Source organism: Austwickia chelonae NBRC 105200, assembly GCF_000298175.1.
Lineage (GTDB): Bacteria > Actinomycetota > Actinomycetes > Actinomycetales > Dermatophilaceae > Austwickia > Austwickia chelonae.
In genome coordinates this window covers 568,472-587,020 of record NZ_BAGZ01000008.1, presented here as the reverse complement: position 1 = coordinate 587,020, position 18,549 = coordinate 568,472, and the positions used below count along the sequence as shown (strand labels likewise).

Below are 18,549 nucleotides of genomic sequence, written 5' to 3'. Positions count from 1 at the left end.
GGGGACGAGTTGGGGGGGCGACGGACCTGGTCCGTCGCCCCCCCCAACTCGTCTCGGCCGTCCGTCAGCGGAGGCCGACCACGTCCCGCAGGATCGTGGTGTTGTACGCGTAGCTGACGCTGTCCTCTTCCTGGCCTTCGCGCTTCTTGGTCATCTCGTTACGAGTGACGGCCAAGCGCAGCCGGTCGAGAGTCAACAGGGCACCGTTCGGCTTCATGAATTTTCCCCCTCCATGGGCATCACATGTGCTTGAGACGCGGGCATGAATCCCACCTACCCGGGGATTAACTTTACCTTCACAGTAAAAAGATGGCAAATTAGCAGGTCGAAATCCTTGACGTCAAACAAATCGAGAGCAATAATTCGCCCCTCTTGGACGACCGTCCTTTTTGTCGAAAAGAGCACAAGGCCTGCACGTTCACCACCGAACGCATGCCGGAAAAGTCCGACAAAAGGCGGAACGCCACCCCACTCAGGCGGCAATCTCCACCTTCCGCGGCCGGCCACGCGGACGCTTACGGGCGACAACCTTTCCGTAGAGCACCAATTCGCCACCCCACACACCCCAGGGCTCAGCCCGGTCCAAGGCGCCCCGCAAACATTCCACCCGCAACGGACATCCCCGGCACAGCGCTTTGGCGGACTCGACATCCAACGGGCTCTCGGCAAACCACAATTCACCGTTCCCCTCCTGGCAGGGCAAAGCCTCAGGAGAGGGAAAACAACTGTCGACAACACTCATCAGTACGTTCTTCCTGCTAGCAAAGGAAACAGCCCCGCGGCGACACCGCCGATGAAAAAAGCCGCAGGACCCCGTAAGGGTTCTGCGGCCGGAAAGGCGGTCCGATGCTCAGATCATCGGAGCCCCCATGCGGGCGAACCACGGACGGAAGAAGGGATTGACAGCCGACGCCAGGAGACGCACCGGCACCGGAGAAGGCACGACTACCGCTGAGAGGCCGGTGGTATCGCCGAACACACCGAGGCCAGCGTCGTAGCACACCGGTTTCGTCGTCAGCATGATCATCGTCGCCACCTCCTGTCGGGCTCACAGAGTCGTCCACGGCATGAAGAGCCACCGCTCGACCGCCGATCCAAGGGTATGAACCCCGACTACCTGAACGCAATCATTTTTTGACCTGCATATTCACTCAGTTCGACTGCCGTCCGTATTTTTCCCCCGGGGCCCCGTATCGACCAGTGCCACCGCCCGGTCCACGTCACCACCGGCAACCACCGTCAACACGGCCAGTCCGTAACGCCCCACCTTCCGGGCCCCCACCCCCGGCACCTGGGACAAGGCCGCCAGATCGCGCGGCTCCCGTTCGGCGATCACCGTCAACGTCGCGTCCGTGAACACCACGAAGGGCGGTACCCGATCACGCCCGGCCACCGCCGACCGCCATCGCTGCAACTGCTCGAAGATCTCCGGATCGTAGGACGGCGGACAACCGACGCAACGCCCCATCTTCCGTTCCGCCGCCGACTCCAAGGGACCCCCGCAGGACCGGCAGGTCGACGGCAACGGAGCCCTCCGCACCCGACCCCCGTCTCCAGCGCTGCCACCGGCCGGACGGCCCCCCGCGCCCGGCGCGCTCTGCGAACCCACCAAGGTCGAGACCTCCGCCAGGAAACGCGACGGCCGACGAGTCTGCCGTCCACCCGGCGCCCGGGCACCGGCCCACGACAGGCGGAGCTCACGACGGGCCCGGGTCAACCCCACGTACATGAGACGACGCTCCTCCTCCACCGCGTCCGGCCCGTCGGCCATCATGATCGGCATATACCCGTCGCTGCAGCCGGCGAGGAAGACCACATCCCATTCCAGACCCTTCGCCGCGTGCAAGGACGCCAGAGTCACCCCCTGCATCGACGGCGGATGCTGAGCCGCGCTCCTCTCGTCCAGTTCTCCCACCAGGTCACGCAACCGTGCCCCGGGCGAAACCGCCACCAGATCCTCCGCGACCTGCACGAGCGCCGCCAAGGACTCCCAACGCTCCCGCACCGCGCCTCCGCCCGACGGAGCCTGCGGGCTCCATCCCACCCCTGCCAGCACATCGCCCACCAGCCCGGGCAGGGCGGACGAACCGTCATCGGAAACCGCCGCGCCCCGCAGCAGCACCAGCGCCCGCCTGACCTCGTCACGACGGAAGAAACGCTCACCCCCCTTCACCAGATAAGGAACCTCCGCCGCCGCCAGCGCCTGTTCGAAGACCACCGACTGGGCATTGGTCCGGAAGAGAATCGCCATCTCCCCCGGCGGGGTACCTGCCGCGATCCGCGACCGGATCTGCGCCACCACCCCGGCCGCCTCGCTCTCCTCATCGGGAAAAGCCGTCAGCACCGGAGGCGGGCCCGACGCGCCCTGCGCCTCCAGGCGCAGCGGAGCCGACATCCCTCCGGAACGCGCACGATCTCCCCACACCGCATTCGCCAAGGAGACGATCTGCGGGGAGGAACGGTAATTACGGACCAGGCGAACCAGCGCGGCCTGCGGGCGACGGCGGGTGAACTCCAACAGATGACGAGGATCGGCTCCGGTGAAGCTGTAGATCGTCTGCTGCGGGTCGCCGACCACGCACAGGTCCTCCCGCTCGCCCACCCACAGGTCGAGCAGCCGCTGCTGCACGGCGTTGACATCCTGGTACTCGTCCACCACGAAGTGTCGGTACTGGGTACGCACCTCACGGGCGATGTCCGGTCGATCGGCGAGGATCCCGCACAGGATCAACAGGACGTCCTCGAAATCGATGACCGCCCGCCCCGTCTTCACCGTCTCGTAGGCGTCCAACAGCCTGGCCACGGTGGTGAGATCCACCCCGGCCGGGTCACGACGCGCCCTGCCGGCCGCCGCGGCATAGGTCTCCGCCGTCACCCCGGAGACCTTCGCCCACTCGATCTCGGCCGACAGATCCCGGATCGTCGCCCGGTCCGCCTGGATACCCAGATGATGGCAGGCCTCGGAGACCGCCCCCGACTTCTGCGGCAACAGCTGCGGGGGCGCGCCGCCGATCGCCTTCGGCCAGAAATAGGCCAGTTGGCGCAAGGCTGCGGCGTGGAAGGTCCTGGCCTGCACCCCGCCCACCCCGAGGGCACGCAACCGGGTGCGCATCTCCCCCGCGGCCCGCGAAGTGAAGGTCACGGCCAACACCCGCCCGGGCACATAGGCTCCCGCATGCACCCCGTAGGCGATCCGATGGGTGATCGCCCGGGTCTTGCCCGTCCCGGCGCCCGCCAGGACACACATCGCCCCCAGCGGTTGAGAGGCCACCTCCCGCTGCTGCGGATCCAGGTTGGACAGCACCGCATCGGCGTCCGCTACAGGTCTCATCCCTGGCATCCTCCCAAGAAGAACCCGTCATCGCGCAAAATGTTCCAGCCCAGATCTCGTCGAGGTCGTCCTCGGCAGCTCGCCCCGCACGTCTCATCGATGCCACGCGACCTGCCCACGGGGGACTGGTTCCTCAGGCTGAGCGGTCAGACCACCGACGAGGGGACCTGGCCCATCGCTCGCTGTGTTTTCACGTAGTTCTCCCAGCTACCTTCTAACCAACGATGTTTGAATGACCCCCGTGGGCGCATTAACACTTATTATGGAAGCATATGGGGCATCTTTTGCCACGGTGGCCATTCTGGTCTCCGCCATCACCGCCGCCGTCTTTTTAGGCCTTTACGCTCTAAATCAGAAACGGCGCGGCCGCACGTGGGGCAAGGGAATACCTGCCCTACTCGTCGGCACAGCCGTAATCGTCGGAATTGTCAGCAGTGGGGCGCGGGTTCTGCAGCAACTCACCGGGCTCCAGCGGCAAGAGGGCAAGGTCCTCACACTGGACGAGGACACCAACCATTTCCCCCGGCAGACCGAAGTCAACATGGCCCCCTTCGACCGCCTCATCGACCGCGTAGGCGAAAGCCGCCTGAAAGAGATGAAGACGCGGTTCGCCGACGCCGACATGACGGCCCGCCATCAGCTGCGCCTCAAACACGGTTACACCTCGTCCGACATGCTCGCTTACTACGCTTGGCGGATGAAGGGCCAGGATGCAAAGGGAAATACCTACTACCGCGCCGTGATGGAACTTGATCAGCGCGCCATCGACGCCGCCGAAAAAGCCGGCAAAGCGGATCCGAACAACCCGATGCACGGCGCAATCGTCCTGGTGAAAGGCAATATCGCCGTCAACGGATTGGTCAACGACTCCGGAAGCTGGGCACTGGCCGACTCCACCGCGACGTCCGATGCCGATATCGTCCGACGCCTCCGCGACGGCGGCGCCATCATCGCCGGGCGGGCGAACCTGTCTGAGTTCGCGAACTACCTCACCTTCGGAGGCCCCAACGGCTTCACCGGCAGGTCAGGTCAGACACTGAGCCCGCAAGGACCGCTGACCGTCGATCCGCTGGGTTCGTCGACAGGCTCTGCCACCGCCGTCGCACTGGACTACGCCGACTTCACCGTCGGCACCGAGACCTCCGGCTCCGTCCTCGCACCCGCCGGAGCCGCCGGCGTGGTGGGCCTCAAGTCATCGCATGACGGCTGCTCGATTTCCGGGATCGTTCCCATCGACGACCGCGTCGACTCCGTCGGCTTCCTCGGCCGCAGCACCCGCGACGTGCAGCTCGCCCACAGCATCGGATGCCAGCCCGCGAAGGACTCGGGCTCCGCATCGCCCGCCAACGCTGCCGCACCCACCAAGATCATGGTGCTCGGCGAGGTCCCCCAGTCACTGAAGGACCTCGCCAAGAAGGGCAATATCAACATCGTCGAGGCACCGGCGAAAATCACCGAACTGGTTTCGAAAGTGGACGAAGCGAACCCGGAAACCATTTTTAAGGCCGGATTCGGACCCTCGCTGGAAAAGCACTTGCGAAGCTCCACAGGGAAAGCGAAAAAAGCGGCCGACGTCACAAAGTATTACGAAGACAACCCCGACACCGCACCCTACGGTTACACCATGCTGGGCAAAACCGTCGACGTCGACGACGAAGGACGCGCCGAAGGCCAGAAGGAGTTGGAGAAGGTAAAGCAGATCGTGGCCAAGGTAGACGCCGAACTGCGCGCAGCCAATGTCGATGCGCTCGTGACATCGACGTCCAACCTGGCAGCGTTCTCACTGGCCGGTGTGCCGCGAATCACGGTGCCGCTGGAGAAGCAGGCCGATCCCGTCGGCAAGGAATCACCGGAGGTCTCCTTCCAGGTCACCGCCGCCAGGCAGGACGCCGTACCCCAGGTGATCGCCATCGCGGCAGCGCTCAAGCCCTCGAAGTAGCGCGCGCTGCGGCGAAGGACGACCGACCCGAGCTTCGCCGCCGATCATTTCCACGACCCGTGCCCGACCTCGACACCGAGGCCGGGCACGGTTTTCTTCCTCACCGTCAGACATCGATCCGCACTGGACGCTGTGCACGCATACGACCCGATATGCCCTCGACGCCCCCTTTGCGGCACACTCGGCTGACACCGATCGCCGTTTGAGGAGAATTCATGACCAAGGGGCACCTGCCCACCCCCGGGGCCGTCACCGTCTATGCCACCGGTTGGTGCCCCTTCTGCACCAGGCTGCGCCAGAACCTGGACGACCTGGGCATGGACTACGACCTCATCGACATCGACACCGATACCCAGGCAGCCGCTTTCGTCGAGCACGTCAATGGCGGCAACCGGACGGTGCCCACAGTGCTCTTCGCCGACGGCGGAACCCTGACCAATCCGATCGCCGAGGCCGTTCAGGCCCGCGCCACCCGCTAACCCACTGAGCCGCAAGGGCCAAGCCTCGCCGCTGCGCCCGGCGCTGCGGAACACGACCTCGGCGACGCGCCGTCGTACCGTGTCTGTCGTGACCTCCGAAGCGCTCGTCCTCGCCGCCATGGCCAGTGCCGCCATGCCCGGGTTGCGTCCCGTCAAAGCCGAGGCCGTCCTCGGTCGGATCGGGGAGCGTTTCCAGGTGGCTTTCGTCGAGGACGTCGAACACCGGCGCTGGGTGATCAGGCTTCCCGTTGACGCGGTCGCTGCTGCCCAGCAGGACGCCTCGGTGGCCCTCCTGGGGATGCTGGCGCGCAGGCTGCCCTTCGCCGTGCCTGCGCCGAAGGGCTTCGCCGAACTGGACGACGGACGACGCGCGATGGTGTATCCGATGATCAGTGGGCAGCCGTTGTCCTTCTACTCCTTGCCGCCGGGCCGCGGCCTGGCTGCCGAGCTGGGACGGGCCATCGCTTCCCTGCACAATGTGGATCGCGGGCTCTTCGACGAGGCGTCGGTGCCGGTATACGACGCGGAGGACTGCCGTCGTCGTCATTTCGCGACCCTCGACCGGGCGGCCCAGACCGGGCGGGTCCCCTCGGGTCTGCTCTCGCGCTGGGAGAATTTCCTGGACACCATCAATCTGTGGCGGTTCGCCCCGACCCCGGTGCACGGACGGCTGGACGGAACACACATCCTGGCCTCCTTCTCCAGCACGGAAGATGTCACCAGCGGGCGTATCCGGGCGGTGGTCGGCTGGGAGGACGCCCGGATCGGGGACCCGGCGGAGGACTTCGCCGCGCTGGTGGCCTCGGCCGCTCCGGACGCGATCGAGACCGCTTTCGACGCCTACACGATGAGCCGGATCGAACATCCGGACGCCCATCTGGAGCAACGTGCCCGGCTGCTCGCAGAACTGCGTCTGGTGGAGGACCTGCTGGCGGCGTTGAGCGCCAAGGACCGTCAGGAGGTCGCTGCCACGATGCTGGCCCTGCAGCGATTGGACGAGGAGGTCGGTGAGCCCGGAACTCCACTGGCTCCTCTGCGAGCCGGATCCGCCACCGAGGATGAGGAGAAGCGGACGGCTCCCGTGGAAGGCATGGGCGGCGCCGGCACGACACCGTCTCCCCCGCCCGTGGCGTCGGCAGCGGTGCCGCCGGAACCTGCGGCAGCGGCGGCCGGAGAAGGAACCGTCCGGCAGGAGGGCGGACGTACGCCTCGGGTGGCCACTCCCGACCGGATCTACCGCGCCGGTCAGATCGACGACGCCGGAATGGGCTCATGGATGAGCGATGCCCGCATGGTAGACGCCGGAGAGACCATATATCGAGCTTCTTCGGGAAATCCCACCGCCGAGGAGCCGCAGCCCCTTCCCCGGACGAGCCCACGAGACAGCACGGCCCGCACGCCCCGCACCGAAGAGATCCCCCTGGACGAGAACACCCGCGACACCACGCCCATCGCCTATCCGAGAACACCCCCGGCCCGGCAAGAGCCCACCGGCCCGGCCACCGCCCCCCGCACCGAGGAACTCCCCCTCCACACCGCGGCCCCCGCCCCTGCCGAACCGGAGGCCACGTCCACCGCCCGGACCGACACCCCAGCCACACCTGACCCGACCCGGAAAGAGACCACCGCGGCAACGGACCAGACCGGCCCCGACGCTGCCACCCAGCCCCCCACAGCAGAAGAACACCAGACCATCACCGCCTCCCTGCGCGGCCTCGGACGGCGCCTCTTCGGCCACGGCAAACGCTGACCGACCTCCAGCCCGGACCACCGGCCACCCTCAGGGCAGCGTCCCACCCCGGACGATCTGCGCCAACTCCGCAGGGCCCGGCAACGGCGGGAAAACAGTCTCCCCCGACGACACGTAATAGAAAGCGCCCCGCACCGACTCCAGATCCAGCCCCCGCAGACGGGCATAGGCCAAGCGGTACACCGCCAGCTGCACCGCCGCAGCCCTCGCCCGGTGCCCCGTCGGACGACGCCCCGTCTTCCAATCCACCACCACCGCGCCCGGACGTGGACCATCGGGCCCGGCGCCGGTCTCCGGGAAGACCGCATCGATCCGGCCCCGCACCGCCACCCCCTCGATATAGGTCTCCACCGCCAACTCGATCTCCGAGGGAATCCTCCCGGCCCACTCACTCGCCAGGAAACGTTCCTTCGCCGCGCCGATGTCCACCACCTCGTCGTCGACGTCGACCCCTGGCCAGATCTCGTCGATATCGACCATCGCCGGATGCCGGAAGAACTCCTCCACCCAGGTATGGAACGCCGTCCCCGCCCGCGCCTGCACCGCCGGAGGCATCGGCATCGGCCGCCGCAGTCGCGCCGTGAACTCCTCCTCGTCGACGAACCAGGACACCAGAGACGACGTCGACACATGATCGGGAAGAGCCACCACCGACGGCGCCGTCACCGACGCGAGCCGTTCCCTCCTCTCCCGCACCACCGCCAACAGCTCGGCATCCGACGAGAATCCATCCGCCGCCGAAGAAGCCACCTCCGCCTCCACCACGGCCACTGCCTCCTGCGGATGCACCGGCAAAGCCGCCACCTGATCCCGCCAGACCGCCACCCCCGAGGACACCAGGGCCCGGCGAGCCGCCAGGAGATCCACCGGCCACAGCACCTCCTCGGCCTGGTCACCCCCCGGCCGGGCCACCTTCTCCCCCGGCTCCGGAACCGGCATCCCCGCCCACGGCCCCACCCGGACCGGTTCCCCGTCCGCACCGGAGACGACCGTCCCACCCTGGGACGGCTCCACCCCGCCGACCAGCTCCATCAGGAACCGGGAAGTCACCCGCGGCGACACCCCCTGCGTCCACACCGAGGCGCTGGCCACGACCAGATGACGTGCCCGGGTGAAAGCGACATACGCCAGACGCCGTTCCTCCTCGACCACACGCACCCCGCCAGCGACGAAAAAATCCTCGACAGCATCCTTCAACCCGGTCAGGTCCTCCGCACCCCGCCAAGGAAGCTCCGGCAACCCGTCGGCATCACCCCGCAACTCGTACGGAAGCCGTTCCACCCCCACGCACCAGCCCTTGTCCCGCACCACCGGCAGACACCAATCGCCCCCACGCCAGGTCGGAGAAGACGCCGACGTGCTCGGGAAGGCTCCTTCCACCAGTCCAGGAACCGCGACCACATCCCACTCCAACCCCTTGGCCGCATGCACCGTCAACACCTGGACCGCTGCATCCGAGACCTCGGCCACCGGCATGTCCAGACCCCGCTCCTCGTCCACCGCCACCTCCAGCCAGGCGAGGAAGGCACCCAAGGTCGGACGGTCCGTCGCGGACTGGAAGGACGCCGCCGCATCGGTGAAGGCGTCCAGATGGACGCGCGCACCCTCCACCGGCCGATCCGGACGGGACAGGACCTCCACGTCGACCCGCAGCAGTCGAGCCGCCTCCATGACCGTCTCCGCCAGACCCGCACCCGTCATCGACCGCAACCGGGCGACGATCTCCGCCAGCTGAGCCACCCGCAAGCGGGCGACGTCCCCGACGGTCTCCCCCTCCGGACCCACCCACCCCGGCGGAGGAGGCACCGCCAAGGCCTCGGCCAACCCCGGACGGTCCTCCGGCCCCACGGGCACCCCCCGGGGCTCACCCGAGGGGACGGAGGTTCCGACCGACCCCTGACCGGCGGGCCCGCCGTCCGCCCCACCGTCACCCGCCTCCGGCGACTCAGGTCCCGCCAACGGCCTGATCCGCTCCCGGCGCCACAACTGTCTCGACCAGGCCGCCAGCCCGTCCAGGTCCGCCGCCCCCAACCGGAAGGCCGGACCGGTCAACAGGCGCATCAACCGGTCGCCCCGGGCAGGGTCGGCCACCACCGACAGCACCGCCACGACATCCATCACCTCCGGCATCGACAGCAGACCCCCCAGGCCCACCACCTCCACCGGCACCCCCCGGGCACGCAAGGCCTCGACCATCGGCACGAACTGTGCCCGGCGACGGCACAGCACGGCAGCGCTGACCCCCGAGTGCGCGCCATCGGCATCGAACCAGTAGCCGGCGATCCGACCGGCCACATAAGCGGCCTCCTCGTCATCGGTGACGAACCTGGCCACCTCGACCTCACCGGGTCCGGCACCGGGGGCAGCCACCAGACGCCGCACCGGCACCGGAGACGCCGCGGTGAGCGGCTCCGCGGCGCAGTTCGCGACCGACAGAATGCGTTGGTCGTTGCGCCAGCTGACCGACAGATGACGCACCTGTGTCGGAGCACCGTCTGGGTCGGCGAACTGCTGCGGGAAATGGGCCAGGGTCGTGGCGCTCGCCCCCCGCCACCCGTAGATCGACTGATGCGGATCACCCACCGCCATCACCGGAACCGGCGCCCCGACACCCGGCCGGTCCACGGCGAAGAGCTCACGCAAAAGCACCATCTGCGCCTCGCTGGTGTCCTGGAACTCGTCCAGGAGGACCACCCGGTAGCGAGAACGTTCCTGCCGGGCCACTTCGGCGAACTCACGGGCCAGCCTGGCTGCCAAGGCGACCTGGTCGGAGAAGTCCAGACAGTCGCGCTCCCGCTTGGCCGACGCGTAGGCCGTGACCAACGGGAGGAGCTGCCGACGAGCGGCGACCACCTCCAACAGATCCCGCACCGGCTTCGGCGCACCCCGGGCCCGGGTGCTCCCCAACGGGAGCGCCGTCACCCGGTCGACGAATCCGGCGTAGAAAGCCTCGACCTCCTCCACGGTACGCAGATGCTCCGCGAGCTCACCGGAGAGCAGGACCACGGCCTTGGTCACGGTCGACTCCGCCTGGGTGACCGCATCCATCGGCCCGTCGTAGGCGGTGACGACCTCGTGGGCGAGCTGCCAGGCCGCCGCTTCGGTCAACAGACGGGCATCCGGCTCGACCCCCAACCGAAGTCCGTGCTCCTCGACCATCCGCCCGGCGTAGGCGTGATAGGTGGACACCGTGGTCGCCTTCTCGTCGACGAACCAGGCAGCGTCGCTCCCGGGGGCGTCCGCATCCCCACCGGCGCCCCCCGGCGCCCACAGTCCGGCCTCGTGCAGCGCACGCAACCGGGAGGAGATCCGGGCGGCGAGCTCCCCGGCAGCCTTGCGGGTGAAGGTCAGCCCCAGCACCTCCTCGGGCGCAACCAGGTCATTCGCCACCAACCAGACCACCCGGGCAGCCATCGTCTCGGTCTTGCCCGATCCTGCCCCGGCAACGACCAGCATCGACTCCAACGGCGCCTCGACGACCTCACGCTGCTCAGGCGTCGGACACGGCCGTCCCAGGGCCACCGCGATCTGATCGGCGCTGAACCGTACTGTCATCTCAGACGACCTCCCCGTCGCCGCTCACCGGGCAACTCCCCCGCACCGGGCAGGACCGACACCAACTACCCACGCAGGCACGATAGTGGGCCGCTGCCATCCCCTGCGCGCTCTCGTCGAGCAGGCGATGCGCCCACGAAGGATCCTCGTCCTCCTGCAGCGGAGGCTGCTCCTGCAGGACGGCCCGGGCCCCGCTGCCGATCTGCAGGAGCGCAGCCCCCGCCGAACGGCTCGGCCCCTCGCCCTCCGCGACGCCCACCGCCTCGTCGAAAGCGCCTTCCTCGACCAACACCTGATAAACCCCCAGCTGAGGCAGCCTCGGCAGATCGTCCTGGCGTCTCTTCGCCGCCCCGGTCTTCAGATCGACGATGCGCAATCCGCCGTCCGGGGAACATTCGATCCGATCGACCCTGCCACGGACCTCGGCCCGTCCCACCGTGATCCGACCGGCCAACTCGCATCCGGCGATATGCCAGCCTGCTTTCTCCGCAGCGACCTGGTAGCCCGCCAGACGCCCGAGCATGTCCCGCGCCTGCACCCGTCGACGCTCGCTGATCCACCCCGGAGGCAGGCCCAGCTCAGGCCAACGCCGGTCCAACTCGGCCTGCATCGCCGCGGCGTCGGTGTTGTCCGACTCGGCGGCGATGTCATGGACGAGCGAACCGACCGCATCGGCACCGCCGGTCCGGGGGCGATCTCCCCCGGCCGTGGTCAACAGCCAGCGCAGCCCACACTCCCCGAAGGCCTCCACCCGGGAGGGCGATACCTGGACCGTGGCCTCCGGAGGGCGCCGCTCCCGGTCGTCGCTCAGCTCGGTCAACGCCCACCACTGCGCCGGGTCGGCGCCCTGGAAACCTTCCGCAGCCAGCAGGATCAACCGCCGGGCGACCGCAGCCGCCTCCTCCGGCGCCGTCGCCCGAGCCAGTTCCCTGCGCAACCGGGCCACCACGCCGGCCGGAGTGGTGCTCTCCCGGACCGCGGTGACCTCCCGCCCCCGCAGGTCACCGGCCGGAACCGGATCGACCAGGTCCACGAATCCCGACGGCTGCTCCTCCTCATTGCTCACCGCAGTGACCAGCAGGCGGCGGCGCGCGCGGCTGACCGCCACGTGGAAGAGCCGGGTCTCGTCGTATCTAACTGCGGCCAGGGCCTGGCGGTGCCCTGTCGGTCGCCCGGAGAGGAGGTCGGAAAGCTGTTGGGATCCCAGGACGGAGCCGCGGATCCGCAGGTCGGGCCAGACCCCTTCCTGGACTCCGCAGATCGCGACGAGGTCCCATTCCTGGCCGGCGGCCCCGGCGGGGGTGGTCAGGTGGACGGCGTCGTCACTGGGCGCCCGGTCGGTGAGCATGTCCCCGGCGACGTCCTGACCGGTGATGTGTTCGAGGAAACCGTCCGGTCCTCGACCCGGGAGTCGGTCCACGTAGGTGGCTGCGGAGCCGAACAAGGCGACCATGGCGTCGAGGTCGCGGTCGGCGCGGGCTCCGGCGGGGCCGCCGTCCAAGGCTGTCGAACGCCAGGTGTCGGCCAGGTCGAGGCCCTGCCAGAGTGCCCAGAGAACGGTTTCGGCGGTGACCCCCGGCGCCCAGCCGTCGGAGGTGCGTGCGGCAGCTTCCCGTCCGGCGGCGAGGGCTCGGGCGAGGCGGCGTGCCGATTCCCCGTCTGGGCCGGCTCCGTCCAGGGTTCCGTCGCCGAGGATTCCCCGGACGAGGGCTTCGTCGGTGGGGCGGCCTCGGCCGGTGCGGATTTCCTGGGAGCGGAGGCGGCGGCGCAATCGTCTGAGGGCGACGGCGTCCATCCCGCCCAGGGGCGAGGAGAGCAGGTCGACGACCTGTTGGGCGCGGTAGCCGTCGTCGCCCTGGGCCTCGGCCAGGCAGATCCGCAGCAGGGTCAGTATCGCGGCGACCGGTGCTTCTTCGGCCAGGGGGATGTGGGCGCCGGGGACGACGACGGGGATCCGTGTGGAGGTCAGGACTCGGCGTAGTGTGGCGGTGCGTCCCGAGCCACGGACCAGGACGGCCATCTGTGACCAGGGCACACCGTCCAGGAGGTGCGCCCGGCGGAGTTCTTCGGCGACGAGTCTGGCCTCCTGGGCTGCCGAATGGGCCAGGAGGACCTCGGCGCGCCCGTGTTCCGGGGTGTGGTGGGGGCTGGTGGGGCGGCGGTGCGCGGTGCCACCGACCGCTCCGATCCGGGTGGTGACCCGGTGGGTGATCGTGGCGAGTTCGGAGGTCTGGCGCCAGCGGCAGCCCAGGATGTAGCGGGGGCCGTCGCCGACGAGGTCGAGGAACAGTCGTGGGTCGCCGCCGCGGAAGCCTTCGGTCCCGGCGTCGGGGTCGCCGATCAGGAGCAGGTCGACGCCTCTGCGGGTCAGGGTGGTCAGGAGTCGGGCGCCGGGCGGGGTGAGTTCGTGGGCGTCGTCGACGATGACGGCACGGAGGCCGGGCAGGAGGGTGTCGATGAGTGCCGGGTCGTGGTCGAGGACGTCCACGGCGGTGGTCAGGAGTGCTGCGGGGTCGAAGGCCCCGGCTTGGGAGAGTGCGGTGACGTGGTCGTATTCGTCGGCGACCCGGGCAGCGGCGACCCATTCTGGGCGGTGGTGGCGTCGGCCGAGTTCGGCGAGACCGTCGGGTCCGAGGCCTCCTTCGGCGGCGCGCATGAGCAGGTCGCGCAGTTCGGTGCGGAAGCCGCGGGTGGTGAGTGCTTCGGTGAGTTCGGTGGGCCAGCCCGGGTCGGTGCCGATCCCTTGGGCGTGGCCGGCGAGGAGTTCGCGGAGGACGGCGTCCTGTTCGGGTCCGCTGAGCAGGCGGGGAGGTGGTGCGCCGTGGGCGACGGCGTGGGCGCGCAGTACGGCGAAGGCCAGGGAGGCGATGGTCCGTGCGGTGGGTGTGGTGGAGGTGAGCCCGGCTGCGGCGGAGATACGTTCGCGCAGCTGTGCGGCCGCGGTGCGTGAGTGGGCGAGGACGAGGCAGTGGTCGGCCGAGTGCCCTTCGTCGATCCGGGAGAGGACGGCGGCTTCTGCGGTGGTGGTCTTGCCGGTTCCGGCGGCGCCCAGGACGGCGGCGGTGCCGCCGCGGTGTGCGGCGGCGGCCTGCTGGGAAGGATCTGTCGCAGGTCGGATGCGGGTGTGTCCGGGGTGCGCGGGGCGGTGCAGCTGGACCATGTCCTGATTTCACCATCTGCCGGGGACAGCGGTCGCGGCCGTCGCCGGGCGGTTGCGCCAGGGCGTCGGTCGGCGTGGACGGTACGGGCTCGCTGTCGACGGTTCGGTTGGCGGGTCAGTAGCCTGGCAGGCCCGGGTCGATCTGTGCGCGCCAGCGCAGGATTCCTCCGGACAGGTGGGTCGCGCGGTGGTAGCCGGCGTCCCGGAGCAGGGTGAGGGCTTCGGCGGAGCGCATTCCCGATCGGCAGTACACGAGGATCTCCCGGTCGTGGTCGATCCCGGGGAGGCGGGCGTCCCGGTGCAGGTCTCCCAGTGGGATCCACAGTTCCTCGTCGACGGGCAGTCGGACGATCTCCCGTTCGGCGGCTTCCCGGACGTCGACCACGAGGGGCGGGTGGCCTCCGGTGAGCCAGGTGGCTGCGGTCTGCGGGTCGATCTCGCCGGCGGTCCTGGATCTGTCGCCGTCCGTGGGAGCCGTGGGGGTGCGCTCCGTCCGCCGTTCCGGGTCCGTCGGGTGGGTGCATCCGGCGGCCAGGTCGGTCAGGGTGACCGGCCGGGCGTCGGCGGAGCAGAGCGGGCATCGGGGGTGGCGGCGCAGGGGCAGCGTCTCAACGGTGGCGGTCAGCGCGTCGTAGACGAGCATCCGCCCGACCAAGGGTTCCCCGATGTCCAGCAGGATCTTGATGACCTCGGTGGCCTGGAGGGTCCCGACGACGCCGGGGAGGACGCCCAGGACGCCGCCTTCGGCGCAGGAGGGCACCAGCCCCGGCGCGGGTGGTTCGGGGAAGACGCACCGGTAGCAGGGTCCTCTGCCGGGCCACCACACGCTGACCTGCCCGTCGAAGCGGGAGATCGCGCCCCAGACCAGGGGGGTCCCGGTGAGGACGGCGGCGTCCGCGAGGAGGTACCGGGTGGGGAAGTTGTCGGTGGCGTCGACCACGACGTCGTAGCTGCGGAGGAGTTGCTCCGCGACGTGGGCGGTCAACCGTGCGGGGTGTGTCTCGACGCGGACGTGCGGATTCAGTGCGGCGATCCGGTCGCGGGCCGAGTCGACCTTGGGGCGTCCGATGTCCGGGGTTCCGTGCAGTACCTGCCGTTGCAGGTTGGACGGGTCGACCCGGTCGTCGTCGACGACGCCGAGCGTGCCCACTCCGGCAGCGGCGAGATAGGTCAGCACGGGGCTGCCCAGGCCTCCTGCGCCCACCACGAGTACGCGTGCCCCGCGCAGTCGTAGTTGCCCCTGGGTTCCGACACCGGGCAGGAGGAGGTGGCGCGCGTACCGTTCGCGTTCGGGGCCGTCCAGTCCGGCGGTCGTCCCGGTCGCCGGACGGGCGACGGCGCTCTCGACAGGGGGTTCGTGGCCTGCGGCCGGGCCGGCCGACACGGGGTCGCTGCTCGACGAGGTCTGCATGTCGTGAGGCTACCTGGCTAGGATGTTCGCCACCGTGAGTGACCGGCCCACGAGGACCCCGAGGAGCGGCTTGATGATCTACGACGGAGACGCACCCTTGTCACGTGGCGGTCGTCTGTCCCGTCAGGAGCGGCGTGCCCAGCTGTTGGAAGCCGCCCAGGACGTCTTCGTCAGCTCGGGTTATCACGCGGCGGCGATGGACGAGATCGCCGAACGGGCCGGGGTCAGCAAACCTGTCCTCTACCAGCATTTTCCTGGGAAGATGGAGTTGTACCTGGCGCTGCTCGACGATGCCAACGAGCAGCTCACCGACACCGTGCTGAGCGCCTTGGCCGAGGCTCCTACCCTCGCGGAACGGGTCGTGGCGACCATCGAGGCCTATTTCGAGTTCGTGTCCCGTGATCGCACTCCTTACCGTCTGGTCTTCGAGTCCGACCTGGTGAACGACCCTTCCGTCCGGGAGCGCCTCGAGTCGGTGGAATATGCGATCGCCGAAGCCGTTGCCCCGTTGATGCAGGTCAACACCGATTTCTCCGACGCCGAGGCTCGCCTGTTGGCCACGGCGATGGTCGGTATGGCCCAGCAGTCGGCGCGGTTGTGGCAGGAGGAGGGACAGCAGATCCCTCGTGTGCACGCCGCTCGCCTGGTCGCAGCCTTGGCCTTCACCGGGGTGAAACGGTTGCCCCGCACGTCCGCCGAGGTGGACGGTTTCTTCGTCGAACACTGAGCTACGTACCGAGGAAAGGAAAGACACTGTGGAGATCCGTATCGGCGTCCAGCACTGCAGCCGTGAGGTGGCCTTCGAGAGCGATATGACCCCTGAGGAGGTCGAGGCCCAGGTGGTGAAGGCCACCGGGACGGGCACCGTGCTGCGTCTGCTCGACACAAAGGGCGGCGTGGTGGTCGTCCCGGGTTCGAACATCGGTTATGTCGAGATCGGGGCCCCGCGCAAGGCCGGAGTCGGTTTCGGGAAGATCTGAGCCGACGACATACCGGGGGCGTCTCTCACGGGGAGGCGCTCCCGGTTCGTGTCCGGCCGGTGGTTCTTCCACGAGTCTGCCTGATGGTTCCCACCGGCGGTCACCTTCCCCGGGGGAAGGCTTCGGCGTGGCCCTCCCCTGCCCTGAGATACGCCATGAACAGGTCCGGTAGGGGTTTTGGGTGTGCTGCCCCTACCATGGAGGCACTGATGTGTGCCCGATCGGCCCGAAACATTTGCCCGCGCGGGGAGAGCGCGAGCCATCGCTGAAAACCTCCGATCGGCTCAGGTACGTCCGCCCAGTCTCCCGGTGTCCCCGTTCATATCCGACGACGGGACACGTCCAGAGGTCTTTGCGGCGGACCCGATCGAGAGACGATATGAACACGAGAACTGCTGCTGACCTGCACACCGACGTCGATCATGACCTGCCGACGATCGATGCGGACAGTGCCCCGGAGATCGCTCCGGGAACAACCTTCGCCAGCTTCGGTATTCACCCTGAGATCGCCGACGCTCTCGCCGAGCACGGCATCGTCGCCCCTTTCCCCATCCAGGCGATGACCCTCCCGGTGGCCCTCGGCGGCCACGACATCATCGGTCAGGCGAAGACCGGGACCGGCAAGACTCTCGGCTTCGGTGTCCCTCTGCTGAACAAGGTCGTCGCCCCCCAGGACCCGGGGTACGCCGATCTCGACTACCCGAACCGTCCGCAAGCCCTGGTCGTGGTACCCACCCGTGAGCTGGCCGTCCAGGTCGCCGCAGATCTCACCCGGGCCGGCAAACGACGGGGTATCCGCGTGGAGTGCATCTACGGTGGTCGGGCCTTCGAACCTCAGATCACCGCGTTGACCCGCGGGGTCGAGGTCGTGGTCGGCACACCGGGGCGGCTCATCGACCTGAACCAGCAGCGGCATCTGAACCTGCACTCGATCCGCACGGTGGTGTTGGACGAGGCCGACGAGATGCTCGACCTGGGCTTCCTGCCCGATGTGGAACGCATCCTCGGTGAGACGCCGACCTCCCGGCAGACGATGCTCTTCTCCGCCACGATGCCTGGGGCCGTCGTGGCTCTGGCCCGCCGGTACATGACCCAGCCGACGCATATCCGAGCCATGACCACCGGCGACGACAGTCACACGGTGCAGGCCATCGAGCAGTTCATCTACCGGGCGCATGCGATGGACAAGACGGAGATGCTCAGTCGGATCCTGCAGGCCAAGGGTCGCGGGCTCACCATCGTCTTCACCCGCACCAAGCGCACTGCGGCGAAGGTCGCGGACGAGCTGACCGATCGCGGATTCGCCGCCGCGTCCTTGCACGGCGACCTCGGTCAGGGCGCCCGGGAGCAGGCGATGCGTGCTTTCCGCAAGGGCAAGGTGGACGTCCTCGTCGCCACTGATGTCGCCGCCCGCGGGATCGACGTCGAGAATGTCACCCACGTCGTGAACTACCAGTGCCCCGAGGACGAGAAGACCTACCTCCACCGCACCGGGCGCACCGGACGCGCCGGACAGACCGGCATCGCGATCACTCTGGTCGACTGGGACGACTTCCCCCGGTGGAGTCTCATCAACAAAGCCTTGGACCTGGGGATCACCGAGCCCATCGAAACCTACTCCAGCAGTGAGCACCTCTACTCCGATCTGGCGATCGACCCATCCGCTACCGGGCGCCTGCCCAAGGCAGCTCGGGTCCGGGTCGGTCTGGCCGCCGAGGAGTTGGAGGACCTGGGCGAGACCGGCGGCAGGTCCGGGCGTCGTGGCGCAGGGCCGGGCCGTTCCTCCGGCGGGGGTCGTCGACGCAGTGGGGATTCCGCGGGGAAGTCGTCCTCCTCAGCAGGTGAGGGGCAGGCTTCGCGGCCGGCGCGTCGGCGGCGTCGCACCCGCGGTGGCGGTGCCGCCGTGCCGAAGAGCGAGTGAACAGGTGAGCGTGCGGGCCGTCC

The 18,549-nt window shown here is 68.8% G+C and carries 13 protein-coding genes; 6 read left to right on the top strand and 7 right to left on the bottom strand.

Annotated features, from left to right (window positions below; all coding sequences use genetic code 11):
- Positions 1-64 precede the first annotated feature (64 nt).
- The 4 genes from AUCHE_RS16620 to AUCHE_RS09295 all read right to left on the bottom strand — a co-directional run bounded on the left by AUCHE_RS16620 (position 65) and on the right by AUCHE_RS09295 (position 3,331).
- The gene (locus AUCHE_RS16620; RefSeq protein ID WP_006503047.1) at positions 65-217 is read right to left on the bottom strand and encodes a hypothetical protein; all 153 of its coding nucleotides are present in this window, start codon (positions 215-217) and stop codon (positions 65-67) included.
- Positions 218-472: 255 nt separating this feature from the next.
- A complete protein-coding gene (locus AUCHE_RS16225) occupies positions 473-742 on the bottom strand; it encodes a WhiB family transcriptional regulator (RefSeq protein ID WP_006503046.1) in 270 nt (89 codons plus the stop codon).
- A 108-nt stretch (positions 743-850) separates the two neighbouring features.
- Positions 851-1,027, bottom strand: coding sequence for a hypothetical protein (locus AUCHE_RS16615; protein ID WP_006503045.1), 177 nt, complete (start codon positions 1,025-1,027; stop codon positions 851-853).
- 120 nt (positions 1,028-1,147) lie between these two features.
- Positions 1,148-3,331, bottom strand: a complete 2,184-nt coding sequence (locus AUCHE_RS09295) for an ATP-dependent DNA helicase UvrD2 (RefSeq protein ID WP_006503044.1) — start codon at positions 3,329-3,331, stop codon at positions 1,148-1,150.
- Between the two features lie 232 nt (positions 3,332-3,563).
- Here AUCHE_RS09295 and AUCHE_RS15675 point away from each other — a divergent pair, with 232 nt between their 5' ends.
- The 3 genes from AUCHE_RS15675 (at position 3,564) to AUCHE_RS17750 (ending at position 7,499) form a co-directional block, all read left to right on the top strand.
- Positions 3,564-5,270 carry an amidase family protein gene (locus AUCHE_RS15675; RefSeq protein ID WP_006503043.1) on the top strand — a complete coding sequence of 569 codons (1,707 nt, stop codon included), beginning with the start codon at positions 3,564-3,566 and terminating at the stop codon, positions 5,268-5,270.
- Positions 5,271-5,485: 215 nt separating this feature from the next.
- Positions 5,486-5,749, top strand: a complete 264-nt coding sequence (locus AUCHE_RS09285) for a mycoredoxin (RefSeq protein WP_006503042.1) — start codon at positions 5,486-5,488, stop codon at positions 5,747-5,749.
- Positions 5,750-5,837: 88 nt separating this feature from the next.
- Positions 5,838-7,499, top strand: a complete 1,662-nt coding sequence (locus AUCHE_RS17750; protein WP_143114824.1) for a phosphotransferase — start codon at positions 5,838-5,840, stop codon at positions 7,497-7,499.
- A 30-nt stretch (positions 7,500-7,529) separates the two neighbouring features.
- Here the strand turns inward: AUCHE_RS17750 and AUCHE_RS09275 are convergent, their stop codons facing one another.
- The 3 genes from AUCHE_RS09275 to moeB form a co-directional block, all read right to left on the bottom strand.
- Positions 7,530-11,054 carry an ATP-dependent DNA helicase gene (locus tag AUCHE_RS09275; RefSeq protein WP_006503040.1) on the bottom strand — a complete coding sequence of 1,175 codons (3,525 nt, stop codon included), beginning with the start codon at positions 11,052-11,054 and terminating at the stop codon, positions 7,530-7,532.
- Position 11,055: 1 nt separating this feature from the next.
- Positions 11,056-14,214 carry an ATP-dependent helicase gene (locus tag AUCHE_RS09270; RefSeq protein WP_006503039.1) on the bottom strand — a complete coding sequence of 1,053 codons (3,159 nt, stop codon included), beginning with the start codon at positions 14,212-14,214 and terminating at the stop codon, positions 11,056-11,058.
- A gap of 115 nt (positions 14,215-14,329) precedes the next feature.
- Positions 14,330-15,625 carry a molybdopterin-synthase adenylyltransferase MoeB gene (moeB, locus tag AUCHE_RS09265; protein ID WP_006503038.1) on the bottom strand — a complete coding sequence of 432 codons (1,296 nt, stop codon included), beginning with the start codon at positions 15,623-15,625 and terminating at the stop codon, positions 14,330-14,332.
- Positions 15,626-15,698: 73 nt separating this feature from the next.
- Here moeB and AUCHE_RS09260 point away from each other — a divergent pair, with 73 nt between their 5' ends.
- The 3 genes from AUCHE_RS09260 to AUCHE_RS09250 all read left to right on the top strand — a co-directional run bounded on the left by AUCHE_RS09260 (position 15,699) and on the right by AUCHE_RS09250 (position 18,526).
- Positions 15,699-16,352, top strand: coding sequence for a TetR/AcrR family transcriptional regulator (locus AUCHE_RS09260; RefSeq protein WP_006503037.1), 654 nt, complete (start codon positions 15,699-15,701; stop codon positions 16,350-16,352).
- A gap of 28 nt (positions 16,353-16,380) precedes the next feature.
- Positions 16,381-16,605, top strand: a complete 225-nt coding sequence (locus AUCHE_RS09255; RefSeq protein ID WP_006503036.1) for a DUF3107 domain-containing protein — start codon at positions 16,381-16,383, stop codon at positions 16,603-16,605.
- Between the two features lie 379 nt (positions 16,606-16,984).
- Complete coding sequence (locus tag AUCHE_RS09250) at positions 16,985-18,526, top strand: DEAD/DEAH box helicase (protein WP_006503035.1); 1,542 nt, start codon at positions 16,985-16,987, stop codon at positions 18,524-18,526.
- The last annotated feature ends 23 nt before the right edge of the window (positions 18,527-18,549 follow it).

What these genes read in the sequence shown, in the direction of transcription:
- AUCHE_RS16615 (WP_006503045.1), bottom strand. Translation starts at nt 1,027, where the DNA reads ATGATCATGCTGACGACGAAACCGGTGTGCTACGACGCTGGCCTCGGT.
- AUCHE_RS09270 (WP_006503039.1), bottom strand. Translation starts at nt 14,214, where the DNA reads ATGGTCCAGCTGCACCGCCCCGCGCACCCCGGACACACCCGCATCCGA.
- AUCHE_RS09275 (WP_006503040.1), bottom strand. Translation starts at nt 11,054, where the DNA reads ATGACAGTACGGTTCAGCGCCGATCAGATCGCGGTGGCCCTGGGACGG.
- AUCHE_RS09250 (WP_006503035.1), top strand. Translation starts at nt 16,985, where the DNA reads ATGAACACGAGAACTGCTGCTGACCTGCACACCGACGTCGATCATGAC.
- AUCHE_RS09285 (WP_006503042.1), top strand. Translation starts at nt 5,486, where the DNA reads ATGACCAAGGGGCACCTGCCCACCCCCGGGGCCGTCACCGTCTATGCC.
- AUCHE_RS09260 (WP_006503037.1), top strand. Translation starts at nt 15,699, where the DNA reads ATGATCTACGACGGAGACGCACCCTTGTCACGTGGCGGTCGTCTGTCC.
- moeB (WP_006503038.1), bottom strand. Translation starts at nt 15,625, where the DNA reads ATGCAGACCTCGTCGAGCAGCGACCCCGTGTCGGCCGGCCCGGCCGCA.
- AUCHE_RS09295 (WP_006503044.1), bottom strand. Translation starts at nt 3,331, where the DNA reads ATGAGACCTGTAGCGGACGCCGATGCGGTGCTGTCCAACCTGGATCCG.
- AUCHE_RS16620 (WP_006503047.1), bottom strand. Translation starts at nt 217, where the DNA reads ATGAAGCCGAACGGTGCCCTGTTGACTCTCGACCGGCTGCGCTTGGCC.
- AUCHE_RS15675 (WP_006503043.1), top strand. Translation starts at nt 3,564, where the DNA reads ATGACCCCCGTGGGCGCATTAACACTTATTATGGAAGCATATGGGGCA.
- AUCHE_RS16225 (WP_006503046.1), bottom strand. Translation starts at nt 742, where the DNA reads ATGAGTGTTGTCGACAGTTGTTTTCCCTCTCCTGAGGCTTTGCCCTGC.